Annotated in this window: 24 protein-coding genes; 11 read left to right on the top strand and 13 right to left on the bottom strand. The window is 46.7% G+C overall.

Translation table 11 applies throughout. The features are described 5' to 3' along the window. Both IE094_RS15530 and IE094_RS06180 read right to left on the bottom strand, forming a co-directional pair. Positions 1 to 189, bottom strand: coding sequence for a hypothetical protein (locus tag IE094_RS15530; protein WP_229802099.1), 189 nt, complete (start codon positions 187 to 189; stop codon positions 1 to 3). Positions 190 to 300: 111 nt separating this feature from the next. Next, positions 301 to 1,014 carry a helix-turn-helix transcriptional regulator gene (locus IE094_RS06180; protein ID WP_189639712.1) on the bottom strand — a complete coding sequence of 238 codons (714 nt, stop codon included), beginning with the start codon at positions 1,012 to 1,014 and terminating at the stop codon, positions 301 to 303. A gap of 88 nt (positions 1,015 to 1,102) precedes the next feature. Between IE094_RS06180 and IE094_RS06175 the strand changes: the two genes are divergently transcribed. The 4 genes from IE094_RS06175 (at position 1,103) to IE094_RS06160 (ending at position 4,858) form a co-directional block, all read left to right on the top strand. Next, positions 1,103 to 1,339 (top strand): hypothetical protein, encoded by a 237-nt coding sequence (locus IE094_RS06175; RefSeq protein WP_189639711.1) that lies wholly within the window; start codon positions 1,103 to 1,105, stop codon positions 1,337 to 1,339. Positions 1,340 to 1,381: 42 nt separating this feature from the next. Next, on the top strand, positions 1,382 to 2,275 hold the full coding sequence (locus tag IE094_RS06170) for a PfkB family carbohydrate kinase (protein ID WP_189639710.1): 894 nt from the start codon (positions 1,382 to 1,384) through the stop codon (positions 2,273 to 2,275). After that, the gene (locus IE094_RS06165) at positions 2,272 to 3,177 is read left to right on the top strand and encodes a pseudouridine-5'-phosphate glycosidase (protein WP_189639709.1); all 906 of its coding nucleotides are present in this window, start codon (positions 2,272 to 2,274) and stop codon (positions 3,175 to 3,177) included. The genes IE094_RS06170 and IE094_RS06165 overlap by 4 nt, the downstream gene beginning before the upstream one ends. A gap of 73 nt (positions 3,178 to 3,250) precedes the next feature. Continuing rightward, positions 3,251 to 4,858 (top strand): GMC family oxidoreductase, encoded by a 1,608-nt coding sequence (locus IE094_RS06160; RefSeq protein WP_189639708.1) that lies wholly within the window; start codon positions 3,251 to 3,253, stop codon positions 4,856 to 4,858. A gap of 1 nt (position 4,859) precedes the next feature. Here the strand turns inward: IE094_RS06160 and IE094_RS06155 are convergent, their stop codons facing one another. Next, positions 4,860 to 6,074, bottom strand: a complete 1,215-nt coding sequence (locus tag IE094_RS06155) for an acyl-CoA dehydrogenase (RefSeq protein ID WP_189639707.1) — start codon at positions 6,072 to 6,074, stop codon at positions 4,860 to 4,862. 109 nt (positions 6,075 to 6,183) lie between these two features. Here IE094_RS06155 and IE094_RS06150 point away from each other — a divergent pair, with 109 nt between their 5' ends. Continuing rightward, positions 6,184 to 8,352, top strand: coding sequence for a hypothetical protein (locus tag IE094_RS06150; RefSeq protein ID WP_229802093.1), 2,169 nt, complete (start codon positions 6,184 to 6,186; stop codon positions 8,350 to 8,352). Here the strand turns inward: IE094_RS06150 and gmd are convergent, their stop codons facing one another. The 5 genes from gmd to IE094_RS06125 are packed head-to-tail and all read right to left on the bottom strand — an operon-like array spanning position 8,353 to position 13,904. Next, complete coding sequence (gene gmd, locus IE094_RS06145; protein WP_189639705.1) at positions 8,353 to 9,423, bottom strand: GDP-mannose 4,6-dehydratase; 1,071 nt, start codon at positions 9,421 to 9,423, stop codon at positions 8,353 to 8,355. Positions 9,424 to 9,441: 18 nt separating this feature from the next. Beyond that, positions 9,442 to 10,866 (bottom strand): mannose-1-phosphate guanylyltransferase/mannose-6-phosphate isomerase, encoded by a 1,425-nt coding sequence (locus IE094_RS06140; protein ID WP_189639704.1) that lies wholly within the window; start codon positions 10,864 to 10,866, stop codon positions 9,442 to 9,444. Positions 10,867 to 10,874: 8 nt separating this feature from the next. Beyond that, a complete protein-coding gene (locus tag IE094_RS06135) occupies positions 10,875 to 12,047 on the bottom strand; it encodes a DegT/DnrJ/EryC1/StrS family aminotransferase (RefSeq protein ID WP_189639703.1) in 1,173 nt (390 codons plus the stop codon). Between the two features lie 3 nt (positions 12,048 to 12,050). Continuing rightward, on the bottom strand, positions 12,051 to 12,977 hold the full coding sequence (locus IE094_RS06130; protein ID WP_189639702.1) for an NAD-dependent epimerase/dehydratase family protein: 927 nt from the start codon (positions 12,975 to 12,977) through the stop codon (positions 12,051 to 12,053). 9 nt (positions 12,978 to 12,986) lie between these two features. Next, the gene (locus tag IE094_RS06125) at positions 12,987 to 13,904 is read right to left on the bottom strand and encodes a hypothetical protein (RefSeq protein ID WP_189639701.1); all 918 of its coding nucleotides are present in this window, start codon (positions 13,902 to 13,904) and stop codon (positions 12,987 to 12,989) included. A gap of 193 nt (positions 13,905 to 14,097) precedes the next feature. Here IE094_RS06125 and IE094_RS06120 point away from each other — a divergent pair, with 193 nt between their 5' ends. The 6 genes from IE094_RS06120 to IE094_RS06095 all read left to right on the top strand — a co-directional run bounded on the left by IE094_RS06120 (position 14,098) and on the right by IE094_RS06095 (position 17,905). Next, on the top strand, positions 14,098 to 14,712 hold the full coding sequence (locus tag IE094_RS06120; protein ID WP_189639700.1) for a ribonuclease D: 615 nt from the start codon (positions 14,098 to 14,100) through the stop codon (positions 14,710 to 14,712). 2 nt (positions 14,713 to 14,714) lie between these two features. After that, entirely contained in the window at positions 14,715 to 15,344 is a 630-nt protein-coding gene (locus IE094_RS06115; RefSeq protein ID WP_189639699.1) for an LPS export ABC transporter periplasmic protein LptC, read from the top strand. A gap of 3 nt (positions 15,345 to 15,347) precedes the next feature. Further along, positions 15,348 to 15,827 carry a lipopolysaccharide transport periplasmic protein LptA gene (gene lptA / locus IE094_RS06110; RefSeq protein ID WP_189639698.1) on the top strand — a complete coding sequence of 160 codons (480 nt, stop codon included), beginning with the start codon at positions 15,348 to 15,350 and terminating at the stop codon, positions 15,825 to 15,827. Between the two features lies 1 nt (position 15,828). Next, the gene (lptB, locus tag IE094_RS06105) at positions 15,829 to 16,584 is read left to right on the top strand and encodes an LPS export ABC transporter ATP-binding protein (protein WP_189639697.1); all 756 of its coding nucleotides are present in this window, start codon (positions 15,829 to 15,831) and stop codon (positions 16,582 to 16,584) included. Between the two features lie 250 nt (positions 16,585 to 16,834). After that, positions 16,835 to 17,413 (top strand): ribosome hibernation-promoting factor, HPF/YfiA family, encoded by a 579-nt coding sequence (hpf, locus tag IE094_RS06100; RefSeq protein WP_189639696.1) that lies wholly within the window; start codon positions 16,835 to 16,837, stop codon positions 17,411 to 17,413. Between the two features lie 27 nt (positions 17,414 to 17,440). Further along, positions 17,441 to 17,905 (top strand): PTS sugar transporter subunit IIA, encoded by a 465-nt coding sequence (locus IE094_RS06095; protein ID WP_189639695.1) that lies wholly within the window; start codon positions 17,441 to 17,443, stop codon positions 17,903 to 17,905. A gap of 8 nt (positions 17,906 to 17,913) precedes the next feature. Here the strand turns inward: IE094_RS06095 and IE094_RS06090 are convergent, their stop codons facing one another. Genes IE094_RS06090 through galU form a run of 5 tightly spaced genes read right to left on the bottom strand, consistent with a single transcriptional unit; the run spans position 17,914 to position 24,250 of the window. Beyond that, the gene (locus IE094_RS06090) at positions 17,914 to 19,365 is read right to left on the bottom strand and encodes a nodulation protein NodH (protein WP_189639694.1); all 1,452 of its coding nucleotides are present in this window, start codon (positions 19,363 to 19,365) and stop codon (positions 17,914 to 17,916) included. After that, positions 19,365 to 21,065, bottom strand: coding sequence for a DUF5927 domain-containing protein (locus IE094_RS06085; RefSeq protein ID WP_189639693.1), 1,701 nt, complete (start codon positions 21,063 to 21,065; stop codon positions 19,365 to 19,367). The genes IE094_RS06090 and IE094_RS06085 overlap by 1 nt, the downstream gene beginning before the upstream one ends. Further along, positions 21,065 to 22,075 (bottom strand): glycosyltransferase family 2 protein, encoded by a 1,011-nt coding sequence (locus IE094_RS06080; RefSeq protein ID WP_189639692.1) that lies wholly within the window; start codon positions 22,073 to 22,075, stop codon positions 21,065 to 21,067. Before IE094_RS06080 ends, IE094_RS06085 begins: the two co-directional genes overlap by 1 nt. A gap of 23 nt (positions 22,076 to 22,098) precedes the next feature. After that, positions 22,099 to 23,322 (bottom strand): glycosyltransferase family 4 protein, encoded by a 1,224-nt coding sequence (locus IE094_RS06075; protein WP_189639691.1) that lies wholly within the window; start codon positions 23,320 to 23,322, stop codon positions 22,099 to 22,101. A 37-nt stretch (positions 23,323 to 23,359) separates the two neighbouring features. Then, complete coding sequence (gene galU / locus IE094_RS06070; protein ID WP_189639690.1) at positions 23,360 to 24,250, bottom strand: UTP--glucose-1-phosphate uridylyltransferase GalU; 891 nt, start codon at positions 24,248 to 24,250, stop codon at positions 23,360 to 23,362. Between the last annotated feature and the right edge of the window lie 71 nt (positions 24,251 to 24,321).

The following is a 24,321-nucleotide window of genomic DNA, read 5'->3' as shown; positions in this document are numbered from 1 at the left end:
CTATGATGCGGCCTTGCACTCGGTTTGTAAGTCAATAATTGCCTGAAACTTGCGCTGACAATCCGCGCAATATTCGTTTTCGACACCTGCTTGGTCTTCTGTTGGAAGTTCTTTGTTACATTCGCAGCAATGCACTGTGGAGTTTACTTTTGTTGCAAGTTTTTCTTGGTTATTATTTTTCTTCAACATTCTGTGTTCGCTATTTAAAAGTGAATAATTTTTGTCATGTTAAACCTTAACAAGAGTTGAAATTATTTCAAATTAACCGGCGATTTACTGTCTTTTCGGACAGTTTTTCCTTTATAAAAGCTGTTTTCCCACCGAAATTGCCACCGCTTGAGTCCGCGTTTTGGCTCCCAATTTATGCAGCGCTTTGCCGCAGCGCTGCTTTACCGCTGATTCTGAAATGCCGATGGTTTGGGCAATTTCGCGTTGTCCCATACCATCGCGAAGGCATCGCAGAACCTGTATCTCGCCAGCAGATAATTTTGGATCAGCCGCAACCTCATTCAATATTTTTTCGAATGCTTGATTAAGCGCCGCAATTTCCCCATCGGTAAAATCACGATCGGCACGCGCAGCTGCGACAAAGGATCGTTTATATTGAATTTTTCGCGAAATAACGACACCGTATTTCATTCCAAAATCAAGGTTAGCTTCCTTTAAAATACCGCGCATATCGGGCAACGGGATTTCTGACCATCGCTTTACGCCTTCGTTCGTGACGCTCCACATAAATATCGGATCTAGCGCGAAATAATTTCTCCGCTGATATTTGGCTTGCCACTGTTTGGGATAGGTTGTGTACCAAAAATTTGGCCCCCTAACCGTCAGATTGACAGCCAAAACAAATCCGGATTTTCCCATTTTTTTTATGGGCGCCACATTTTCTTCAAAATTAGGTATAATACTAGCAAGCATAACAATAAAACTTTCAACGAATGAAGCACTTTTATCAGTAACAATATTGTTATAAAATACCTGATATGCTTCGCCGTAGTGAAATGTGAACATACGGTGGTTTAAAACGCGGCATTTTTACGTTATGCTGCGTCTTGGATCAAAAGTGTCGCAACCAAGTACGCTGAGATTGTGGGGAAATATGCAAACGGTAACAAATGAAAACACAGTGATAAAATTCACCGCCGACATGGCGGAAAATCTTATGACGTATTTTACAAATTACGAAACAGGCGGGGTAGTGGCAATTGAATCCAATCACCTTGGGCTGTGGTTCGTGAATCCTAATGATGGGTCACGACAATTTCTGGGCAAAGCTGCCATAACATCGCGCAACGCCACCGGTGTTTTCAAATCGGTTCAGTTCAACAAACAATAACCGGCTTGCCAACTGTGAACAGAATGTTCACAAGGTGCGCCTATGACAACAACACCAAAAATTTTATGCGTCGGTTCTGTTCTGTGGGATATTATCGGCCGATCGAGCAGCCATCTGCGTGTGGGTTCTGATGTTCCCGGGCGGATAACGCGCATTCCCGGTGGTGTCGCAATGAATATCGCAATGACTTTGCGCCGCTTTGGGCTTACCCCTGCGTTGCTAACCGCGATTGGTCAGGATGACGAGGGGCGTGAATTACTATCCGCTTGCGAGCGAATGGGTATGATCACAGATCACGTTTATGCGTCAATTGATCTGCCAACAGATCGCTATATGGCAGTCGAGGGCGCCAATGGATTGATTGCAGCAATCGCAGATGCCCATTCACTAGAGGCTGCTGGCGATAAAATTTTAACACCACTAGCTGACGGACGACTGGGCAGCGCTGACAAACCATATGCTGGCATCATCGCGCTTGATGGTAACCTCACGTTGTCGCTGTTGTCTGATATCGCCAAAAGCCCGCTATTCAAATCCGCCGATTTGCGTATCGCACCTGCAAGCCCTGGAAAAGCGGAACGCTTGTTGCCCGTGCTTGGCCACCAAGGTGCAACGCTTTATGTAAACCTAGAAGAGGCGTCACTGCTCTGCCACTCGGAATTTGCCAATTCTGATGCTGCGGCAAAAGCGTTGATCGCAAACGGTGCGCACCGCGTATTGGTCACTGATAGTGGCGATATGGCCACAGAGGGCAGCGCAGATGGATTTATTTCCGCCACGCCACCACCCGTTTTGGTCACGCGCGTCACAGGCGCAGGCGACACGTTTATGGCCGCCCATATTGCCGCTGAAACACGCGGCGAACCGCAAGAACAAGCATTGAATTCCGCACTCAAAGCCGCGGCAGATTACGTTTCAGGAGACACGAACCTATGATCCCAATAACCTATTCCAGCGCAGTTGCTGCCGCACGCAAAAGTGGCGCACCAATCGTGGCGTTGGAATCAACCATCATCACCCACGGCATGCCATACCCGCAAAACATGGAAACCGCACAGCGTGTGGAACAAGTTGTGCGTGACAATGGCGCTGTCCCCGCAACCATCGCCGTGATCGATGGCAATTTGTGTATTGGATTAGAGGAAACGCAACTGGCCGCACTGGCACAGGCCAAGGATGTTGCCAAACTTTCGCGTGCTGATTTGGCCGCTTGTATTGCCATGGGTGGCACGGGTGCAACCACTGTTGCCGCCACGATGATTGGTGCCGCACTGGCCGATATCAAAGTGTTTGCAACAGGTGGTATTGGTGGTGTCCATCGCGGCGCCGAACTCACATTTGATATTTCTGCTGATCTGCAAGAATTGGCACAAACACCTGTGTCCGTCGTGGCAGCAGGGCCAAAGGCGATCCTTGATATTCCGAAAACATTAGAGGTGTTGGAAACGCTCGGTGTGCCTGTGATCGCATACGCCCAATCGCAAATTCCCGCGTTTTGGTCACGCTCGTCTGATATTGCAGCGCCACTGCGTATGGACACGGCCCGTGACATTGCCAGCGCGCATATCATGCGCGAAAACATGGGATTGCCCGGTGGTCAATTGATCGCCAACCCAATCCCAGCCGACGATGAAATCGGTGCCGACATTCTCGCGCCAATCATCGAACAAGCACTGTCGGAAGCCGAAGCACAAAACATCGCGGCGAAATCCGTGACCCCGTTTTTGTTGCAACGCATATTTGAACTGACCGACGGTAAATCATTGACAGCAAATATCGCGCTTGTGCTCAACAATGCCCGTTTAGCCAGCCAAATCGCCGTTGAAATGGCGCGCTAACGCCGCCTAAAAACAGTTGTTTGATTATTAAAACCATGAAAAGCTGCCCCATAAAATTTATGGGGCGGGTACATTGACACAAGATAGCAGCGGCGAAAATCAATACGATTATATTATTGTTGGCGCTGGTTCTGCTGGCTGTGTTTTGGCCAATCGCCTGTCTGAAAACCCCAAAAACCGCGTGCTGTTATTAGAGGCAGGCGGCAAAGACAATTACCACTGGATCCATATCCCCGTTGGATATCTGTACTGCATCGGCAACCCGCGCACCGATTGGCAATTTAAAACCGAACCCGAAAAGGGACTAAATGATCGCAGCCTTTTGTACCCGCGCGGGCGCGTTTTGGGTGGTTCATCATCAATCAATGGCATGCTCTATATCCGTGGTCAGGCTGCGGATTACGATGGCTGGGCACAGATGGGTTGCACCGGTTGGGGCTGGGAAGATGTGTTACCGTTGTTTCAAAAATCAGAGGATTCGTTCACCGGCAAAACGGATCACCACGGCGCCGGTGGTGAATGGCGCGTCGAAGAACAACGGCTTCGCTGGAATGTGTTGGATTCAATCCAAGATGCATTTGTCCAAACGGGTGTTCCGATCAGCGATGATTTCAACACTGGCGATAACTTTGGTGTTGGTTATTTCAAAGTGAATCAAAAATCTGGCTGGCGTTGGAACACATCCAAGGGGTTCTTACGCCCTGTGAAAAACAGACCAAACCTAACCGTGCGCACCAAGAGCCAAGTGCAAAATATTATCTTTGAAAAAAAACGCGCCATTGGCGTGAAGCTGCTGGATGGCACAAATTTTTTCGCCAAGGCCGAGGTCATTTTAAGTGCTGGCGCAATCGGTTCGCCACAAATTTTGCAACTGTCTGGCATTGGCGACGGCGACGATTTGCAAACGTTGGGTATCGATGTTGTTCACCACATTCCAGATGTGGGTAAAAATCTACAAGACCATTTGCAATTGCGTTGCGTTTGGAAAGTTAAGAATACCAAGACTCTAAACACCATGGCCAATTCGCTGATGGGTAAGGCGCGTATCGGCATTGAATACGCATTAAAGCGTAGCGGGCCGATGTCGATGTCACCAAGCCAACTGGGTGCGTTCACCAAATCATCCCCTGAAATGGATACGCCCGATTTAGAATATCACATTCAACCGCTATCACTCGGTGCATTTGGCGAAGACTTACATAATTTTGATGCAGTCACGATCAGCGTATGTAATTTGCGCCCGCAATCACGCGGGCAGGTGACGATCACATCACCCGATGCACGCGCGCACCCCAAAATCGCGCCAAACTATCTGTCCGAACCTGCCGATTTACGTGTTGCCGCAAATGCCATTCGACAGGCGCGTGATATCATGGCGCAAACCAAAATGTCCCAATACGAACCCGATGAATTTTTGCCGGGTGCGGACAGGGTTTCCGAAACTGAACTCCATACGGCGGCGGGGATGGTTGGTTCCACCATTTTTCATCCCGTGGGAACTGCGCGAATGGGCATTGATGATCAATCTGTTGTTGATCCAGAACTGCGGGTGCGCGGCGTTGATGGTCTACGGGTGATTGATGCATCCGTGATGCCCAAAATTATTTCAGGCAACACCAATTCACCCACCATCATGATCGCAGAAAAGGGCGCACAAATGATTTTGCGCGCCGCGAAGTAATCTAATTAAACGCCTGTAATCCCGTTTGCGCACGGCCAAGGATCAACGCGTGAACATCATGCGTGCCCTCGTATGTATTGACGGCCTCTAGGTTCATCACATGGCGGATCACGCCATATTCATCGGACACGCCGTTACCGCCGTGCATATCACGCGCCACACGCGCGATATCCAATGCCTTGCCACAGTTGTTGCGTTTCATCAGGCTAATCAATTCGGCAGGTGCGCGATGTTCATCAAACAAGCGGCCAAGCCGTAAACACCCCTGAAGCCCAAGCGAGATTTCCGTTTGCATGTCCGCCAGTTTTTTCTGAATAAGCTGCGTTTGCGCTAATGGTTTGCCGAATTGTTTGCGCTCCAGCGTGTAATCACGCGCCGCATGCCAGCAAAATTCAGCAGCCCCCATCGCACCCCACGCAATGCCAAAACGCGCACGATTCAAACATCCAAACGGACCAGCCAAGCCAGCAACATTGGGCAACAAATTTTCCTCTGGTACGAATACCTCGTCCATTTGAATCATACCGGTTGTCGATGCCCGCAATGAAAATTTGCCCTCAATCTTGGGGGCATTCAAACCTTTCATTCCCTTTTCTAAAACGAAACCTTTGATCGCACCATCATGCGCATCTGATTTTGCCCAAACCACAAACACATCCGCAATGGGTGAATTGGTGATCCAGTTTTTCGCTCCCGAAATTGAATACCCACCATCAACCTGTTTGGCGCGAGTCAACATGCCACCAGGATCAGACCCATGATCCGGTTCGGTTAGTCCAAAACAGCCAACCCATTCACCACTTGCCAATTTTGGTAGATATTTTTTACGCTGCTCATCCGTGCCATATGCAAAAATTGGATGCATCACCAACGAACTTTGCACCGACATCGCGGATCGATAACCGCTGTCTACCCGCTCTACCTCGCGCGCGACAAGACCATAGGACACGTAATTTGCACCAACTCCACCGAACTCTTCTGGGATGGTAGAGCCAAGCAATCCAAGTTCGCCCATTTCGGTCATGATTTCACGGTGAAACACCTCGTTTCGGTTTGCTTCTGTCACACGGGGTTGCAGTTTATCTTGGCAATATGCGCGTGCGGCGTCGCGGATCATGCGTTCTTCTTCTGTCAATTGGTCCTCGATCAAAAACGCATCTTCCCAGATCAGTGCGGGTGGTTTCGCGCGGGCCAATTCGGGTGTGTTTTGTGCCATGATAATTTCCCATTCTTTCGATTTTTCAAAATATTGAACTATTTCAAATGGAATGAACAGAACAGTTTTTGCCGAATCTGAAGGTGAATTCTAGTAATTGCCACATTCAATGATTACACAAGGTATTCAGAACAAAGATGAAATGATGCCAAAAACAAAATCCGCCGCTTTTGCCTTTCGCGTTGATCGCATGGGGTCGCGAATGATCGCGATCCTCAACGCGTTGCGTGTGGCCACCGATTACGACATTGATTTCAAATTGTATTGGCTGATTACCGATACGATGAGCGACGAAATCAAAGACCCAAGTCAGATTTTTTCTCAAAATTTCATCGACAAATATTTTGTCGCAAAAGACAGTTTTGAATCCCTGCAACCCGATATGTTTGAGGTTGCCTATCGCAATCCTGGTTGGGACGAGGCTAAGCTGAAGTCAGAAATCGCCAAGGGTAAAAACCTGTTACTATCACATGCATTTGCAAGTGTGGCGACATTCCCCCACGAAGATGAAAAACAGGTTCGAAAAGGTGTTGCTGCTGCGTTTGATCGATTGGAATTCAACCCCGTCGTCGCGTCAATGATCGACAAAATCAATATCGCATTGGATGACACACCGCCGATCGCATATCACATTCGTCGCGGTGATATTATCGACCCAAACAGCAATGCCGCCAATAAGGTTTGGCCAAAAAAATATACGCCACGCGAATTTTACCATATTCATTTACAACGACACTGCGAAAAATCAGACGGCAAGATTTTGGTGTTTTCCGATGAACCACGCGAAGTTGATCGCCTAAAGAGTATGTCATCACATGTGCTTGCGCTTGATGATATGATCGACACTGACATATTGAACGATGCGCAATTTGATTTTTTGAGCCTTTATGCCATGTCGCGGTGTCACGAAATTATCGGCCCACCGGGCAGTGCTTTTTCTGAAACAGCAGCATTATTTGGCAATGGCACAGTTACCGATGTCCAGGAAACCCTATCACCTGAAGATCATGATAGCGCGCTGGCATTGCTGGTGTCTCATTTGGACAGTGGCCCCGAACATTTTCTCGGGCTTGCCGATGTTGGGCAAACATTGCCATTTGCATCGCAATATTGGTTAAAGAAAAATCAATCGAAACAAGGGGCCGCCATTACCCGCAAATATTTGGATATGGGCCTGAACCGCGCCTATATCTATGTTATTTTATGCGAATTATATCTTGGGCATGACGATGCGCAGGCCGCATTGGATATCCGTGCATTGGCACAAAAACAAGAATTGCAATTTGATATCGCAATGGCCACGATTAACCTGATGTGCGTGCGTGCACATCTTGCGCAAAACGATAAATCAGGCGCGATCCAATCGCTTTGCCTTTCGCTTTGGTCATTCCCAAACATTCAGGGTGCCGAAAAAACGACGCTTCAAATGGTGTTGAACAAGTTATTGACCCCAGAAAATTTCTTTCCATTCGACCTAACGCTCACGCGGTTTGCACTTCCGGGTTCGCCGGCGGCGGGTGGTAACAAAGTTGGGGGAATTATCGGCAAAAAACCAATCGAAATACCATTTGTGTCCATCGATATGATTAGCCGCGATTGGTCGCTGTTTTTGGGAAAACGCCGCCATCGATTATTCCACCACAAAGATCGCATAGAAATGTTATTCTCGCGCATCAAATCTGTCTGTGAACGCTGTTCACCACAACATGCATTTGACAGCATGGTGGGTTTATACGCGCTGGAAATGGGTGATGTGAAACGCGCATTGAAATTACATCGCGCAGCAACCGATGCGATGCCCAAAAATGCGCTCTATCAAAAACGTCTTGGTGATGCTTTGATTGCAGATGATCAAATCGGCAAAGGTATCCGTACTCTAAAGCATGCTGCCGAACTTGAACCAAATCAGATACTCTTCACCGCTCACCTCGCGGAAGCACAGGTAAAAAATAAACAAGTGGATGATGGGATCGAAAGCTATCGATCAATCGTGGCACGCGCCGATAATTATCCCGAAATAGTTTTAAAAGCCGCGCTTGCGCTTTCACGTAAGAAAAACCACCGTGAACAAGCGCGGAAATTGGGCTTGATTGCGTTGGAAAACAGCCAAGGATCTGCGCGTGTATTGAATGCCTATGCCACGATTTTAAAGCGCTGCGGGTCAAAAAACGAACTTTTGGCGATTCTCAGCATATTACAGGAAGTCGGAACGTTGCGCCCAGCATTTCAAAAAATTTATGATAAGCTGAGCACAGATTTCAAACGTAAATCGGCCTGATTACGTGGCACCGTATGTGCGGCGTGCCAGACGTTCGGTTTTCAACAGCTGACGGTCCTCTGTGACCATCTCTTCGACCAATTTTTGAAACGGTGTTGAATGGGTCCAGCCAAGTTTTTCCTTGGCTTTGGTCGGATCACCCAACAATTGTTCCACCTCTGTTGGGCGGAAATAACGAGGATCAACCTCGATCAAACATTTATTTGTTTTGGCATCATACCCTTTTTCAGCCTCGCCTTCGCCTTCCCAGCGAATTTCAATACCGACATGCGAAAATGCGATTTCGCAAAATTCGCGAACCGAATGCATTTCACCCGTGGCCAAAACGAAATCATCAGGCGTATCGTGTTGCAAAATGCGCCACATGCCCTCGACATAATCGCGCGCATGGCCCCAATCGCGTTGCGCGGACAGATTGCCGAGCATCAATTTGTCCTGCAGACCCAATTCAATCGCTGCAACTGCGCGAGTGATCTTACGTGTTACAAATGTCTCCCCACGAATGGGGCTTTCGTGGTTGAATAAAATCCCGTTGGTCGCGAACATATTATAACCCTCACGGTAATTCACCGTGATCCAATAGGCATATAATTTCGCCGCCGCATAGGGTGATCGCGGATAAAACGGGGTTGTTTCGCTTTGTGGAATTTCTTGAACTTTACCATAAAGCTCTGACGTAGATGCCTGATAAAATTTGGTTTTTTCTGTCAGTTTGAGCAAACGAATTGCTTCTAGCAATCGCAAGGTGCCAATGCCATCCGCGTTTGCTGTGTATTCTGGCATTTCAAACGAAACCTTTACGTGGCTTTGCGCAGCAAGGTTATAAATTTCATCTGGTTGGATATCCTGAACCAGTGAAATCAACGACGCGCTATCGACCATATCGGAATAGTGTAGATTGAAATTCGAATTCTTGTGGCTATCGATTTGCAAATGGTCAATACGACCCGTGTTAAAAGACGAAGAACGGCGTTTAACGCCATGAACTTCGTAACCTTTTTCCAACAAAAGTTCGGACAGATACGCACCGTCTTGGCCTGTTACACCGGTGATAAGGGCGGTTTTAGTCATTGTTTCTCCTTTGGGCGGTTAAACCCGCGCATAAATGTCTTCGTAGCGAATGATATCGTCTTCGCCAAGATAGCTACCTGTTTGCACCTCGATCAGGTGCAAATCAACTTTGCCTGGATTTTCAAGCCGATGCACCGCACCAAGGGGGATATATACCGATTGATTTTCAGTCAACAAATCCACGCGATCATCCACCGTAACGTTCGCCGTTCCTGCCACAACAACCCAATGTTCCGAACGATGCACGTGTGATTGAAGGCTTAGCTGTGCACCTGGCTTCACCATGATGTTTTTCACCTGAAACCGATCACCAAGAGCAAGCGTTTCGTACCACCCCCACGGACGGTGGCATTTTGGAAATTCTTCGGCCTGTGGCGCATTAATGGATTTCAAATGTTCCACGGCTTGTTTCACCGACTGTACCTGATCCATATCGGCCACCAACACCGCATCGCGCATGGCGATGGCCACGATGTTTTTCAAACCAATGCCCACTATTTGCACCTGATCACCGCGTGATTGCAGCAATGTATTTTCACAATCAATCGCAGTGGCCGTATCGCCCAAAGCAACACCGTCGTCGTCTTTGTCAGCCTCTTGCCAAACGGTTTTCCAGCTTCCTAGATCATTCCAACCTGAATCCAGTGGAACGGTTACACCCGATACATTTTCCATGATCGCATAATCAAAGCTGATATTATCAGCCCTATCATAATCCGGCGACATCCTGAAAAAATCGAGGTCTTCCGCGCCGTTTTTCACCGCCAGTTTTACTACATCTAACACTGCTGGGGCATGTTTTTCGAATGCGGCCAACACTGCATTAGCAGAAAACATGAACATGCCTGAATTCCAGAGGTATCGACCAGACGCCACCATTTTTTCGGCCGCTTTTTCATCTGGTTTTTCAACGAATTTTTCAAATGGTAATGCGGTTGGCACATTTCCATCAGGTGCCGCGTCCAACTCAATATATCCAAACCCCGTTTCGGGTCGTGTTGGGCGAATACCAAATGTCACAAACGCACCCTTGGCCGCTGCATCGGCGGCAACGTTCACGGCTGTTTGAAATGCGGCTTCATCTTCGATTACGTGATCGGATGGCGCGACAAGAATCAATGCATCTGGGTCTTGTTTTGCCAAAATCACCGCCGCCGCCGCGATTGCGGGTGCGGTGTTACGCATTGATGGTTCAATCACAATTTTAGATGGGCCCGCGTCCAGTTGCGCCAATTGATCGCCCACCAAAAAACGAAACGCATTGTTTGATAACATCAAGGGTGGTTCAAACCCAGCGCCCGCAAAACGGCGCACCGTTGATTGCAACAAACTTTCTTTGCCAAACATCGACACGAATTGTTTTGGATAAGATTTACGCGACATTGGCCACAACCGCGTACCAGAGCCGCCACATAAAATTACAGGATAGAGTTTATGAGCCATGTATCATCCTATGCTTTGTCCGCGACATCCTGAACAACCTGGCGCAACCGCGCCAATTGTTCAGGGATGGGGTGATGGTGATTGCCAACAAACAACCCGTCAACATCCACATCTTCTGCGGCGGTGATGGGGCTACCGACGGAATGTGGTAATTTTTCAATCACAGGGTTTTTCAAAAAATTGCCTGTCACAATCGGGCGACATTCAATTTCGGCGTCTTTGAAAGCATCAACCAACAATCCACGCTTACCCTTCATTTTGCCCCTTAAAATCATAGCAAAGCCAAACCAGCTGCTCTCGCCGCGCTCTTGTTGGATATCAACAAAATCAAGGTCGCTGAATAAGTCTTGGAATTGTTTACCGTTTTTACGCCGTTCACTTACGAAACCATCCAGTTTCGCGAGTTGTGGGATGCCCAGCGCACCCTCCATTTCAATGGGTCGCAGATTGTACCCAGGCAGAACAAATCGAAACTGGCGCACGAATGGATCAGGGTCCATCGGTAAATGCGTATCAGATGGCAAATCACGTACCCAACCATGCGCACGCATGGACAACATCGTGTCATACATTTTGCGATCATCGGTGATGACAACGCCACCTTCCATCGTGCAAATATGATGCGAGAAAAACGTAGAAAACGTGCCGCAAAATCCAAATGCGCCCGCCTGTTCACCATCATATTTTGCCCCCATTGATTCACAATTATCTTCCATTAACAATAAGTTGTGCGCCTTACATAATGTACGTAATTTGTCCGCCTCAACAGGGTTTCCCAACAGGTTCACGGCAAATACAGCTTTGGTTCGTGGGGTAATTGCCTGTTCGATCTTGTTCAGATCAATGTTCAGCGTTTCAGGATCAATATCAACAAACCGCAACATCAAACCAGATTGCGTAATCGGGAAATAGGTAGTGGACCAACTGACCGCAGGCACCAACACCTCATCCCCTGGCCGCAAGCCCAAATCGGGATGATGAAACGCCGACGAAATCGCCAACAAGTTTGCCGTTGATCCGCTAGAAGTCATAATCGCGTATTTCTTGCCAAATTTGTCGGCGAATTTTTCCTCGAATTCGCGCACCTTTGCGCCCATCGTGTACCGATCAGATGCGATGACATCTTGTAACGCGGTATGTTCGGCATCATCCCAAGTGGTATTTGCGAGCGGGTAAAACATTGATCAGTCCTGTGTCTGCATTTGAAATTTGTGAACAATTTGTTCTAAGGCTTGGTTAATGGGTGTTACGGGACCCCATCCGTGTTCTTTCGCGATGCTGCTATCCATAAGTTTTGCCATCATTCCCTCTGGCTTGCTGATATCAAAAGTAAATTCACCTTTGAATGAGAAAAGACCTGCAATCATTTGATAATATTCAAAAACTGAATGATCATGCCCATATCCAGTATTCAAATACGCGGGCAAATTATGCCCCTTGTCAATATTTTGCAAAATGAAACGCGCCAAATCATCAACAAGTAAAAATTCGCGCCGCGCCTTCCCTGATCCCCATATTTCAACCGTATCCTTATCGTTATTCACCGCATCTGATATCTTTGTAACAATTGCGGCGATCAGATGGCTGGCGTCTGACCCAAAATGGTCATTTTCACCAAACAGGTTGCACGGGATCAGTGTTTTATAGGCATATCCGCGTTGCACTGAAATATATTCGCACAAACGCGCGCCCGTGATTTTTGATAATGCGTAGCCTTCGTTTGTGGGTTCAAGCGGCGCTTGTAAAATATAATCTTCTTTGAGTGGCTGTTTGTAATCCTTGGGATACATACAAGATGACCCAAGAAAAAACAGGCGTTCGATTTTTGCCTCGTAGGCGCCCATGATGACGGCATCATTCATTTGCAAGTTTTGCGCAAGAAATTCAACGGGATGGGCAATATTTGCCTGAATACCACCAACGCGGGCTGCGCCGTGAATAACCGCGTCGAACCCACCGTTTTCCATGAAATTCGCTACCGCTGAACGATCCGTTAACATTAATTGTGAGCGTGTCGGCGCAACAATTTCGTGGTCTGGAAATTCACGCGCGGCAATGTCACGCAAACTTTGGCCCAACATGCCACTGCCACCTGTTAATAATATGCGCACGAATATCCCCTAGCCAGCCAGATTGTCCGGCGTTGTAATTGTGTTTAAACCTTCCATGCGACGAATATAATACCAATCGTCATCATACCCATAGGTTATTTGTTGAATACGTTCTGGCGTCATCACATCGTGATGGCGCGGCATTTCACTGCTTGGGTAATTTTCGGTATATTCGCGCATGATATTATTCATTTCGTCATCTGTAATATCGGGTGAATTTCCCAGATATTCGCGCAACAATTCACCCCCCTCTAGCGAAAGCCCCGTATTTATCGGGCGCGTTTCGAATTCCAATTTTCCTGGTTCGGAAAAACCTGTCATTTCGCAAATCAGTCGTCGCGAAATATCGTGAAGTTCTTCGTATTTCCAAACAGACAGGTTGATATCAGGCGTTGTTTTCAACAATTTTTCAAACGTTGCAGACCAGCGAAATCGGTCGATATCCATGCGTTCAATGTATTTTTGAAACGGCATAGATTTTTCAAGCCTTGCGATTTCACTATACGCAGAAATTACAAAATTGGCAGGATTGCGAATTCCAAAAAATAACCGCAGCGAACCTTGTTCAAAAATCTCGTGCAAGCGAACGCTTCGTGATGCTAACGGGGCATATGCCTGTGTATTAACAATCGGGGTGCGAATGGAACCTGCAATGCTATTGGTCATCACAACCAATCGCTTTGGGTTTTCGACATCCCCCATAAGTCTTTGAAAAAACTCTTCGCGTGCCTCTGATAGTGATTGGCCTTTATTGGTGTTCACAATCATTTGCGACACGGCACCTGCACCAGCCTTGGCCGTTGGTACGACGATATTTTCGCTCGCTAGAATTTCCGCGTTTTGCAGCATACACCGATTGAGATAATGCAATGCAACCCGATGCGCGCCGAGGAAAAAGCTAACTTCGATCTGATCTGTTGTGTTCACGTCGCATTTGCCTTTGGTTGTAGTTCACTAGTTAGGTATAGATTGATAAATTTCAGCGTCTAGCCATCGAAAAAATGCAAGTAAAGCACCTGAAACCAAAACAACACGACAATGGCGAGTTGATTATACCGAAAAACACCGTAAATATAGAGCCTTGCGATTAACCTAACGCGGCGACATCAGAAGAGCGACAATGACGAACTATTTGCACAAGGGCGATTTGCCCGACGATTTGGATCTTGGCCCAGTGGTGGCAATCGATACAGAAACCATGGGATTGAACCCACATCGCGATCGGTTATGCGTCGTGCAATTGTCCGATGGTAATGGTGACGCGCATGTCGTGCAAATCGCCCAAGGCCAAACATCGGCACCAAACCTGTGCAAATTATTTGCCAATCCAGATCAAATCAAATTGTTCCATTTCGCTCGGTTTGACATCGCGGCGATCGAAAATCATTTTGGTGTGCGTACCGCGCCCGTCTATTGCACTAAAATCGCATCAAAATTGGTGCGGACATATACGGATCGTCACGGGCTTAAAAACCTATTGCAGGAATTGCTCAAGGTGGACGTTTCCAAACAACAGCAAAGCTCAGATTGGGGCGCGGATAATTTGACAGATGCGCAAATCGAATACGCGGCCAGCGATGTGTTGTATCTGCATGGGTTGATGGATGAATTGAACGTTCGTTTGAAACGCGAGGGGCGCCGCGAAATCGCCCAAGCTTGTTTTGATTTTCTGCCCACACGTGCCACATTAGATTTGGCTGGCTGGCCAGAAACCGACATTTTTGCGCATATGTAATTGTGGCACAAAAAGATACATATTCAAAATTTGTCGCGCTGGCGAAATTCGTTTTGCCCGTTGTCGCCATTGGATTGTTTGGCAGTATCTTTTTGTTCACGAAATCCGATGCAATCCGTGAAGGTTTGATTTTTACCAATGCTGAAATGGCAGAATTGGCAACGGGACAAAAAATCACCAAACCCCATTTTGCCGGCGTCACACAATCAGGTGAAGCATTCACCGTTTCTGCCAAAGAAGCATTGCCAGATGCGCCCAACCCAGATCGTATTGATTTGCTGTTCCCCAATGCAGAAATCAATACCAAAAAGGGTTTGAACATTGTTTCCAAAGCAACAGATGGCGTGATCAATATCAAAAACAAATCCGCTACGCTCACTGGTGATGTCAGCATGGATACTTCAAACGGATATTCCGCGCGCACACAGCATTTGGTTTTCGATTTCAAAACTGGCAATGCCGAAAGCCCAAACAAAGTCATCGCACAAGGCCCGATTGGATCAATCGAGGCGGGCTCGCTTCAGGCCATTCAAAACCTTGATATCGCGCCCCAAGGCGGACAGGCGGTTCTGCTGTTCAAAGGGGGGGTAAAGCTGATATATACCCCTACAGATACCAACAGTGCCGAGTAGATAATGAAACACATATTGATCGCATCCATTACTTCGCTTGTCCTATTTTCATCGCCTATTATGGCGCAAACGGGCGTGTCACTGTCTGGGCCAACCCATGACACTCAACAACCCGTACAGGTCACTGCAGATAATTTAACCGTGCAACAGGCCAGCAACTCTGCGATTTTTGAGGGCAACGCCAAGGTTGCACAGGGGGTTGTGCGATTTGGTGCCGATAAAATTACGGTGCATTACGATGCAACGGGCAAAACTGTTTCCGACATTGTTGCGAACGGGGGCGTTGTATTCACCAATGGCGCAGAATCCGCCGAAGCGCAAAACGCCAATTTCAATGTAAATTCGAACATGGTGATTTTGACGGGGAATGTTTTATTGCTGCAAGGATCCAACGCAATTTCGGGTGATACGCTACGCTTAAATCTAACGACAAACCAGGCGACCGTATCTGGCAATGTAAAAACTGTAATCTCGCCCAATTGAAATGAAAACCAACACGCAACATCAAGGTGAACATCCAAGCGGTTTAACGGTTGCCAGTTTGGGTAAATCGTACAAAGAGAAAATTGTGCTGCGTGATGTGAACCTATCATTAAGCCGCGGCGAAGTCGTTGCGTTGCTTGGCCCAAATGGCGCGGGCAAAACCACATGTTTTTACGCGATTGCAGGTTTAATTGCACCTGATTTGGGAACCGTCATCGTCGATGGTTTGGATGCAACCCATTTACCGATGTATCGCCGCGCAAACCTTGGGCTTGGTTATTTGCCGCAAGAGGCCAGCATTTTCCGTGGACTGTCCGTGGAAAAAAACATCAGTTCAGTGATCGAACTGTGGGAACCCAATCGACGCAAACGCCGAGCACGTTTGGAACAATTATTGGATGAATTTTCCATTAATCACATACGAAAATCACCTGCTGTGGCGCTTTCAGGTGGTGAACGGCGCCGCGTTGAAATTGCACGCTGTTTGGCCAGCAATCCAAATTATGTCCTGCTTGATGAACCATTTGCAGGCGTTGATCCCATTGCGGTGGGTGATATTCGCGCGCTTGTTTCACAGCTAAAGAAACGCGATATCGGCGTGTTGATCACCGATCATAACGTTCGAGAAACACTCGAAATCGTGGATCGTGCATATATTTTGCATGATGGCGTGGTTTTGATGAGCGGCACACCAAAAGAAGTGGTCGCAAACAAAGATGTGCGGCGTGTCTATCTGGGTGAAGATTTCAAAATTTAGATTTTGTTAACTTTGGAATCAGTGTCAAAATCCACATTTTGCAACGCAACTATCTGCCATAAAATTTTGAAAATCAATATTGTTTGGTAACTGTTTGAGTCCTAGATTAGTGACATGTCTATCCGAAAAACACACAACTACCCTTTCATTTGACAGATGTCATCTGGGGGGATTGCGTGATGAAACAACAAAAAAGGAGGATAAAAACCACGATAGACACCCCATCGCTACCATCAAAACAGGAGAATTCATGCGATATCAAATCAGTGGAAAAAAACTCGACATTGGCGAATCACTTCAAACCCATGTGAAATCGGAATTGGGCGAAGTTATCGATAAATATGCCGAACGACCAACCGATGCGGTGATTACTTTTTCCAAAGACAGACATGAATTTCTATGTGAATCGACCATTCATTTGTCCACTGGGCTCACGGTCAATGCACATTCGCGCGCTAATGAGATATATGAATCCTTTGATATTTGCGCCGAAAAAATGGAAAAACAGCTGCGTAGGTACAAGCGCAGATTGAAAGATCATCACAATACACGCACAACACCAGTTGAGTTTATGGGCGCTTCGTCGTATATCCTCGCCAGCGACGGGAATACTGCAGAGGCGAGCGAACCTGAATCACTGCAACCCATAATTGTCGCAGAAATGGAAACGAAGATTAAATCGCTGTCCGTTGGGGAGGCTGTCATGCAAATGGAACTGGCCGACGAACAGGTATTGTTTTTTAAAAACGAAGGCCACGATGGTTTGAACGTGGTGTTTCGGCGTAAAGATGGGAATATTGGTTGGATTGACCCCGAAAACATGAAATAGGGGCGGCCTAGCTAATAGAGGCATAAAATGGAACTGAAAGACATCTTGGAAAAAGACGCAGTGCGGTTTGTTCAATCAACAAGCAGTAAAAAGCGCCTGTTACAGGATATCAGCGAGCAGGCGGAATCCAACTATGGCATCAGTGCCGAGGTTGTTTTGGCTGCTTTGCTGGAACGTGAAAAGCTTGGCTCAACTGGCGTTGGGCGTGGCGTAGCGATTCCGCACGCGCGCTTTGACGAAATTGACCGCGTTTTTGGTCTGTTCACACGTTTGGAAAAACCTGTCGATTACGATTCGATGGACAGTCAGCCTGTTGATCTAATTTTCACCATTTTAGCGCCCCAAAAAGAAGGTGCAGAGCACCTCAAAGCGTTGGCATTGGTTTCACGCACCTTGCGTTCAGAAAATATCTGCTCGAAACTGCGCGCCAATAGTGATTCCAACACTTTGTACAGCCTGCTTACCGAAGTGATGACTCATCAAGCGGCCTAACCCCACGGTTAGGCCCAATCGCTAAATCCAAACCGATTATAATCAATTTGATATGCCGCACGGGTGAGCTTTTCCACCTTTGCATCATAAATTTCGGACAGCGTGAACATATGATCTGGTTGATCCGCCTCTGGCAGCGTGATTGATTTTAGTCCCAGCTTGGTTTCTATGAACCCCAATGAATCTTGCAATTGGTCAGGTCGGATTATTACATCTGGCTGCACCCATTCAGACAGACCCGCAAGCACCGAAAACTGGCTTGCCCAACACGGATCAATCCGTGCGCGGGTCTGGCCGTTTAAATTGCCCTTAAGGTACTTCAAAAAACATTCAAATGCTTTTGCATGCTGCTCGGTGGTATATCCGTCTGCAATTAATGTTTCGCGGGTGGCATTTTCCATCTGTTCATCAGAAGGCAGCGGCGCGTCATAATATTGGATTAAATTTTTTCTAATCCATGGGAATACGGATGCGCCATTTAAAAAAATGTGATCGTAAAACGCCTTGTACGCACGATCCACGGGATGATCCAAAACACTAAAAACAGATCGGTTGTTTTTTGATTTTAACCAGTCATTCAAAACGGCTTTGTTTTGGTTGTTTGCCACGGATGAATCATGCCCCGTCATCCAGTCCAAAACATGATTTCGCACGGTAATTCCGACCGGAAAATACAACATCGGCGATACGTTGCCACAGTAAAACTGTTTCACATCCAATTGATACTTCGCACCAGACATGGATTCTTCGCGCAGGCTGGTAAAATCAATTGACGCGATCGACTGCATCATTTCATCAAAATTGGAAACCTTTTGCGATAACGGTTCGGGGTTTTGGCGTGCCATTTTTTGCGACAACGTCTTTTGCAATTTGCGCGCTCCAATGAATTGCGCCGCACCGTTCATCGCATCTATTGTATTTAGATCTTCGTATTTCAAACGAAAGGCCGCTTGTCCCGATGATTGCAAAGATTTCTCGATATGATCGGTATTGGCATCACGCTTGGCGATGTACATTTTGAACTCTTCAACATCAAATTGCACCATCGCCTTTCTACGTCTGTGTAAATCACCCATTTTCCATTGATCGGTTTGTTCCGCAATTTTTTGGGAAACAAAACTGTCCACTGGATTGCGCGTCAAAAGAATTTTTGCGCATTCTTCGTCTTCCAAACAAAAATCCAAAACCCGCCGATCATGATCCGAAAACCAACGAAAACCTGGCAGTGTATCTGTAACTGTTTCCACCAAATTGCGTAGTAATAAAAATGGATCGCGCTCGCGGGTTTTTAGATCCATCTCAACAACAGAGTCTTTTAACGGATACCCGACAAAGCCTGGATTGAACAATTCACCATGGCACGACAATTCGTCATACCCGTTGATGTGGCTTTCAAATAAATTTGAACCCGTGCGCATTTCCGCCAGCAGCACAAAATATTTGAATTTTCCATCCGCCATTATTGAACCAACTTCGGTGTGGAACGTGGCATTTCCCCACTACGTTTTTCGCCGGCTGATTTCACCAGTGCAACTGTTTCCAACGTCAGCCCTGCATTTTTCAAATCTCGAATTGCCTTGTTCACCCCCTGCAGATCAACCATCTTTGGCATATCTATCAACGCAGGTTTCGCGACATCATCCAAAATTCCTAATGCACACGTTAAAATATCACGCGGATTTTCCAAAACTTCTTGCAGGTTAAACATGGTGATCTGTGCCCTTGTGTCTTGCTGTTCCAATTCAAGCAGGAAAGCACGCTCCATATCTTGTAGCTGTCGCGCATATGACGGCACATCTTTGCCCAGTTTTTTCGCAGCTAGAAATTTCAATATCCAACCTTCGCGTATGACAATTATACGCGCATTATGATCCTGTATCAGACGGGTGCGCACCGCTTGATGATCACGCAAATCAAATTGAAAACTATGTTTGTTCGTACGATCATTCCACAGAATATTTTGCAAAAATCCATATGGATTACGATTGCGAATTTTCACATTTCCGTCCAATCCCCCCAGAAAATTTTTCGCCCCCGTCGCAAATTCAACTTTCTGTCGGTGGAACAAATGCCCGTGGCAAACCATATCGCTAGATTTGCAAAGCCATTCTGTAATATCAGGATAGAGATCATTTAATCCGTAATGCACGGCGAACGGCGCCACTGTTTGACCTAGTGAACCAGCATGGCCACCAGGGAATCGTCCCGCATTAAAATAACCGACACCGCCCGATGTACGGCGTTCAATCGCGAGTTCAAAATGTTCATCAATTGATTTCGCACCCACCTTTGACATTGGAACCTTGTCACGGTTTTCCGCCAGTAATTGCGCATACATTTCATCAGCACCCGCCCACACCTTGCGTACAAAAAATGCGTCTGATTTTGAAATGGCATCAAGATGATCGTCATACAGAATAAACGGTTTTCCTTGTGCATCAAATTTGGCAAATGTCAGGCTGCGCGATTCAATACGCTCGGAATGATTGCGAACCAGTGTTTGAAAGTAGGATTCATCTGGGATCCAGCAATGTTTGAAATATGAATCATTCACCCCACGGTTTGGATCATTCACAATCGCGCGCAATGTATGCCCCGTTAAACACCACCATTGTGAACCAGTGTGTGGCTCAATATGAATTGGGATTTGGCGGTTCACGCCAAACAAACGTTGCGCCTGAACCAATTTGTCGAATGTATAGCGATGCCGTTTCCAAGATACTGGGAAAAACAACGTAAAGCGTTCTTCGTTCAGACCATCCTGAACCCACTTATCTTTTTCAACAGATACGGATTGAATAAAGTCCGTCGCTTTGTGACGTGACAGAAAATGTTTGAATTGTTTGATCGGCCTGATCGGCAAACAAGAACCAGAAATTAGCGCGACATGCCCAATGTTCGGATGCCTTTGTAATAACAATTCTGCGGCGCTCAGGCTGGCCTGAACCAACGAAAAACGACCCCATTCGCAATGAATAGAATCCGTGAACATGACATGTTTGTTCGCCTTGAAACGATCCCGCAATTCGTTGCTTGCATCGATTGGCGTGTGTGCATCAATGTGTAAACTGACGGCACAGTTTTGGTTTGCCAAATACTCTACCAGCGCACCAACACGGTGCAAATTTTCATGCGCGAGTATGACAAAGCCAAGCTCCATTACGCCCAATCCCCTGATGACATCAGACCAAGCGTTTCCAATTGGCGCCAATCTTTATACTTTACAGATTGGCCATTCCAAAGATCGTGTTTACCGCCACGGTGTTTTGAATACGAATTGTATTCACGGCTAGCCGCGTAATGCTGTTTTCGCGCCAATTCTTCTTTGGTTTTGGTGCTGAACATTTCCAAAAATTTCGTATGCACCAAACAACCAGACGCACGCTGTCCGCCGTTATGCGCGTAAACCAAATTCAAACTGCGCGGTAACAGGTTATGTGTCGAACTTACAAACACATTCCCACGCTTCCATTTCACCAGCGGTATTTTGTTCAACGCGGGCGCGAATGCGGGACGTCCGGCAAAAAACCCTCGCTGACGTGCGCCTCCTTGGATCCACAAATTTCCGTACTTGCGGTTCCGTTCGTAATAATAATTCCCCGCATCAAAATGATCCGAAACCGTCATCGGATTATCGCCGGGACGGTAATGTGCCTCTGATATTTTTCCCTTGGGATATGTGTCCACCAATTGCGTGCCAAAACTACGCGTGGACGATTGATCCAACCAATGCGTCAGCGCCTGAATGGGGCGGGTATCACAATGCGGGTAAACAAAAAATTCATCGACATCCACAATCAAACACCAATGACCAACCGCATAGGCACCGAGCAATCCATTCAACCAATCCATACCAAACCCAGCGCGTTTATAGCTTCGCGTTGTATGCCAAACGGATACGTCTGGCTGGCTGATCAAATATTCCAGCGTGCCGTCGTCCGAACCGTTATCGACGAGACAAAAATGGTTCACACCCATTTTACGGTAATATTCAAAAAAGAACGGCAGCCGTATTTTTTCGTTGCGCAATGTAGAAAACAAAATCACATCGTTTTTTTGGATTTTCGAAACGTTCAACGCAGCAGGCGTCAGTTCTCTGCGTTTACGCAGCGATCTGGCCCGTCGGCGTTTGCGCTCTAATCGCAATCTATATTGATCCCAAAACTTCATGATCATCCTAAACTGGATACTGATTAAGGAAATTCTACGGCGAACACAGTATTAAAATGTGCCGTCCAAGTTGATTCATCAATTAATTTCAATTCTATGGCCGTTAGTTTTGCTTGTTTTTTCCCAATTTCCAAGCGGGATTTTATCGCAGCGTACCATTGATCAACATCTGTTGCAGGTACATAGGTTGGATAATCGCCAACACATTCACGAAACACTACAAGATCGCTACAAATTGTTGGGATATTTTGCGCCATGGCCTCTATCGCTGGCAATCCATATCCTTCGGCAAAGCTGGGAAACAACAATGCATGTGCGCCACTTACCGCCGCCGCAACAACATGATCGGGCAATCCTTCTTTTTCAAAAATATTCATCTCAATTTGCGATGACTGATCCAAAAAACGAAAAACATCCGCGTTGCCCCATCCCCGCCGCCCAATAACAAACAGATCAGGCATTTGCTCTGCGGGAATGGATTCCTGAAATTTTTGCCAAACGTCAAATAAAACCATGTGATTTTTGCGTGGTTCAATTGTACCCAAAACCACAAAATAGGGCCGCCCGTTGCCAAAATTTTCATCGCTTTGAGCATCCGCATTATGAATACCCAGCTTGGCAACACAGATTTTTGGCACATCGCCCCATTTCGAAAAATGATGATGAACTGCGCTTCTGGTTTGGTTGGAATTTACAATAATCCTGTCTGCAAATTTTTGGGCAGTTCGCATTTTTTGCAAAAAAACCGCTGGGGTATCAATGCGGCAATACTGTGGAAAATCCAGCGGGATCATATCATGAATGAAAACATGTATGTTTGAACATCCCCCGCGTTGGATTTGTTGAAAACATTGCTGGGTCAAATTTGAATGGGCCGTGTTGTAATATTCAAACCCATCAGGGAACGATCGGTGCAATGCATTTGCAAGTACGCGCCATTTTCCAAATGATATGGCGAGGCATCGAATTTCGCTTCGCAATTTACGTTGATCGCTGTTCAGTCGAAACCGCAACCGATCAAGACCCCTCGCGTTGGGCAAAATGCGTTGCGCAATCTTTTGTTTCATGGCGATAAACTTAGTGGGCGAAATGAGAGCAAAATCGCGACCCAGTGCGGTCAGAAACAATGCATCTGGAAACCGTCGGCCAATTTCGTCGATATAGGCAAGCTCGACCCGATCAACACCAGTAACCAATCCTTGGCTCATCCGTGAAACGGTGCGCGTGATATCCAATAATACTGTCAACAGCGCCCCATTTCACCACCTATACAATTTTGCAAATCTATTGCGCAGCGCGACGTGTTTCAACCATTTGCACCAAATAGTCCATCAAATCATCGCGCAAATCATGACGGGACAGGCCAAATGCAATGCTGGCCTGTAAAAATCCGGCCTTGGAACCACAATCGAACCGTTCACCGTCAAAACGAAACCCATAAACATTTCCACGTGCACGCAATTCCAAACCAATGGCATCGGTAAGCTGAATTTCATTTCCAGCACCTTCGCCCGTTTGAGCCAATTGATCCAAAATACTTGGGGTCAGGATGTACCGCCCGATCACCGCCAGATTTGATGGCGCTTTATCAACATCTGGCTTTTCAACCAACCCTTTGACGGACACCAGTTTTCCATTGTCATGTTTTACATCCAAAATGCCATATGCATCGGTGCGATCGAATGGAACCTCCATCGCCGCAACAATATTGCCACCCGTTTGTTCATGGGCATCAATCATTTCTTTCAAACACGATTTTTCAGATGCAATCACATCGTCTGGCAAGATAACCGCAAAAGGTTCATCCCCGATCAAACGACGCGCGCATAAAACTGCATGACCAAGCCCTAGGGGTTGCGTTTGGCGCACATATGAAATTTCGCCACATTCCATTGATGTTTTATAACACTCTTCCAGTAAATCCCATTTTCCACGGGATTTCAGGGAATTTTCCAATTCAGGTGCGGCATCAAAATAATCCTCAAGTGCGGACTTTCCTCGCGATGTTACAAATATGAATTCCTCGATACCTGCATCGCGTGCCTCGTCAATTGCATATTGAATCAATGGGCGATCAACCAGTGTCAAAATTTCCTTGGGAATAGATTTCGTCGCGGGCAAAAAACGCGTTCCCATTCCAGCAACGGGAAAAACGGCTTTGGTAACTTTTGGCATCTTGATCATCCTTTTTAACTGTTAGCAAAGGAATAGAATCAATTTTTTAAAGTTACGTTTGCGCCCGCAAA

Origin of the sequence: Paramylibacter ulvae (assembly GCF_014652655.1) — a bacterium.
Classification (GTDB): Bacteria; Pseudomonadota; Alphaproteobacteria; order Rhodobacterales; family Rhodobacteraceae; genus Amylibacter; species Amylibacter ulvae.
Note: the sequence above shows the minus strand (reverse complement) of the source record. Positions and strands in the feature narration are given on the sequence as shown.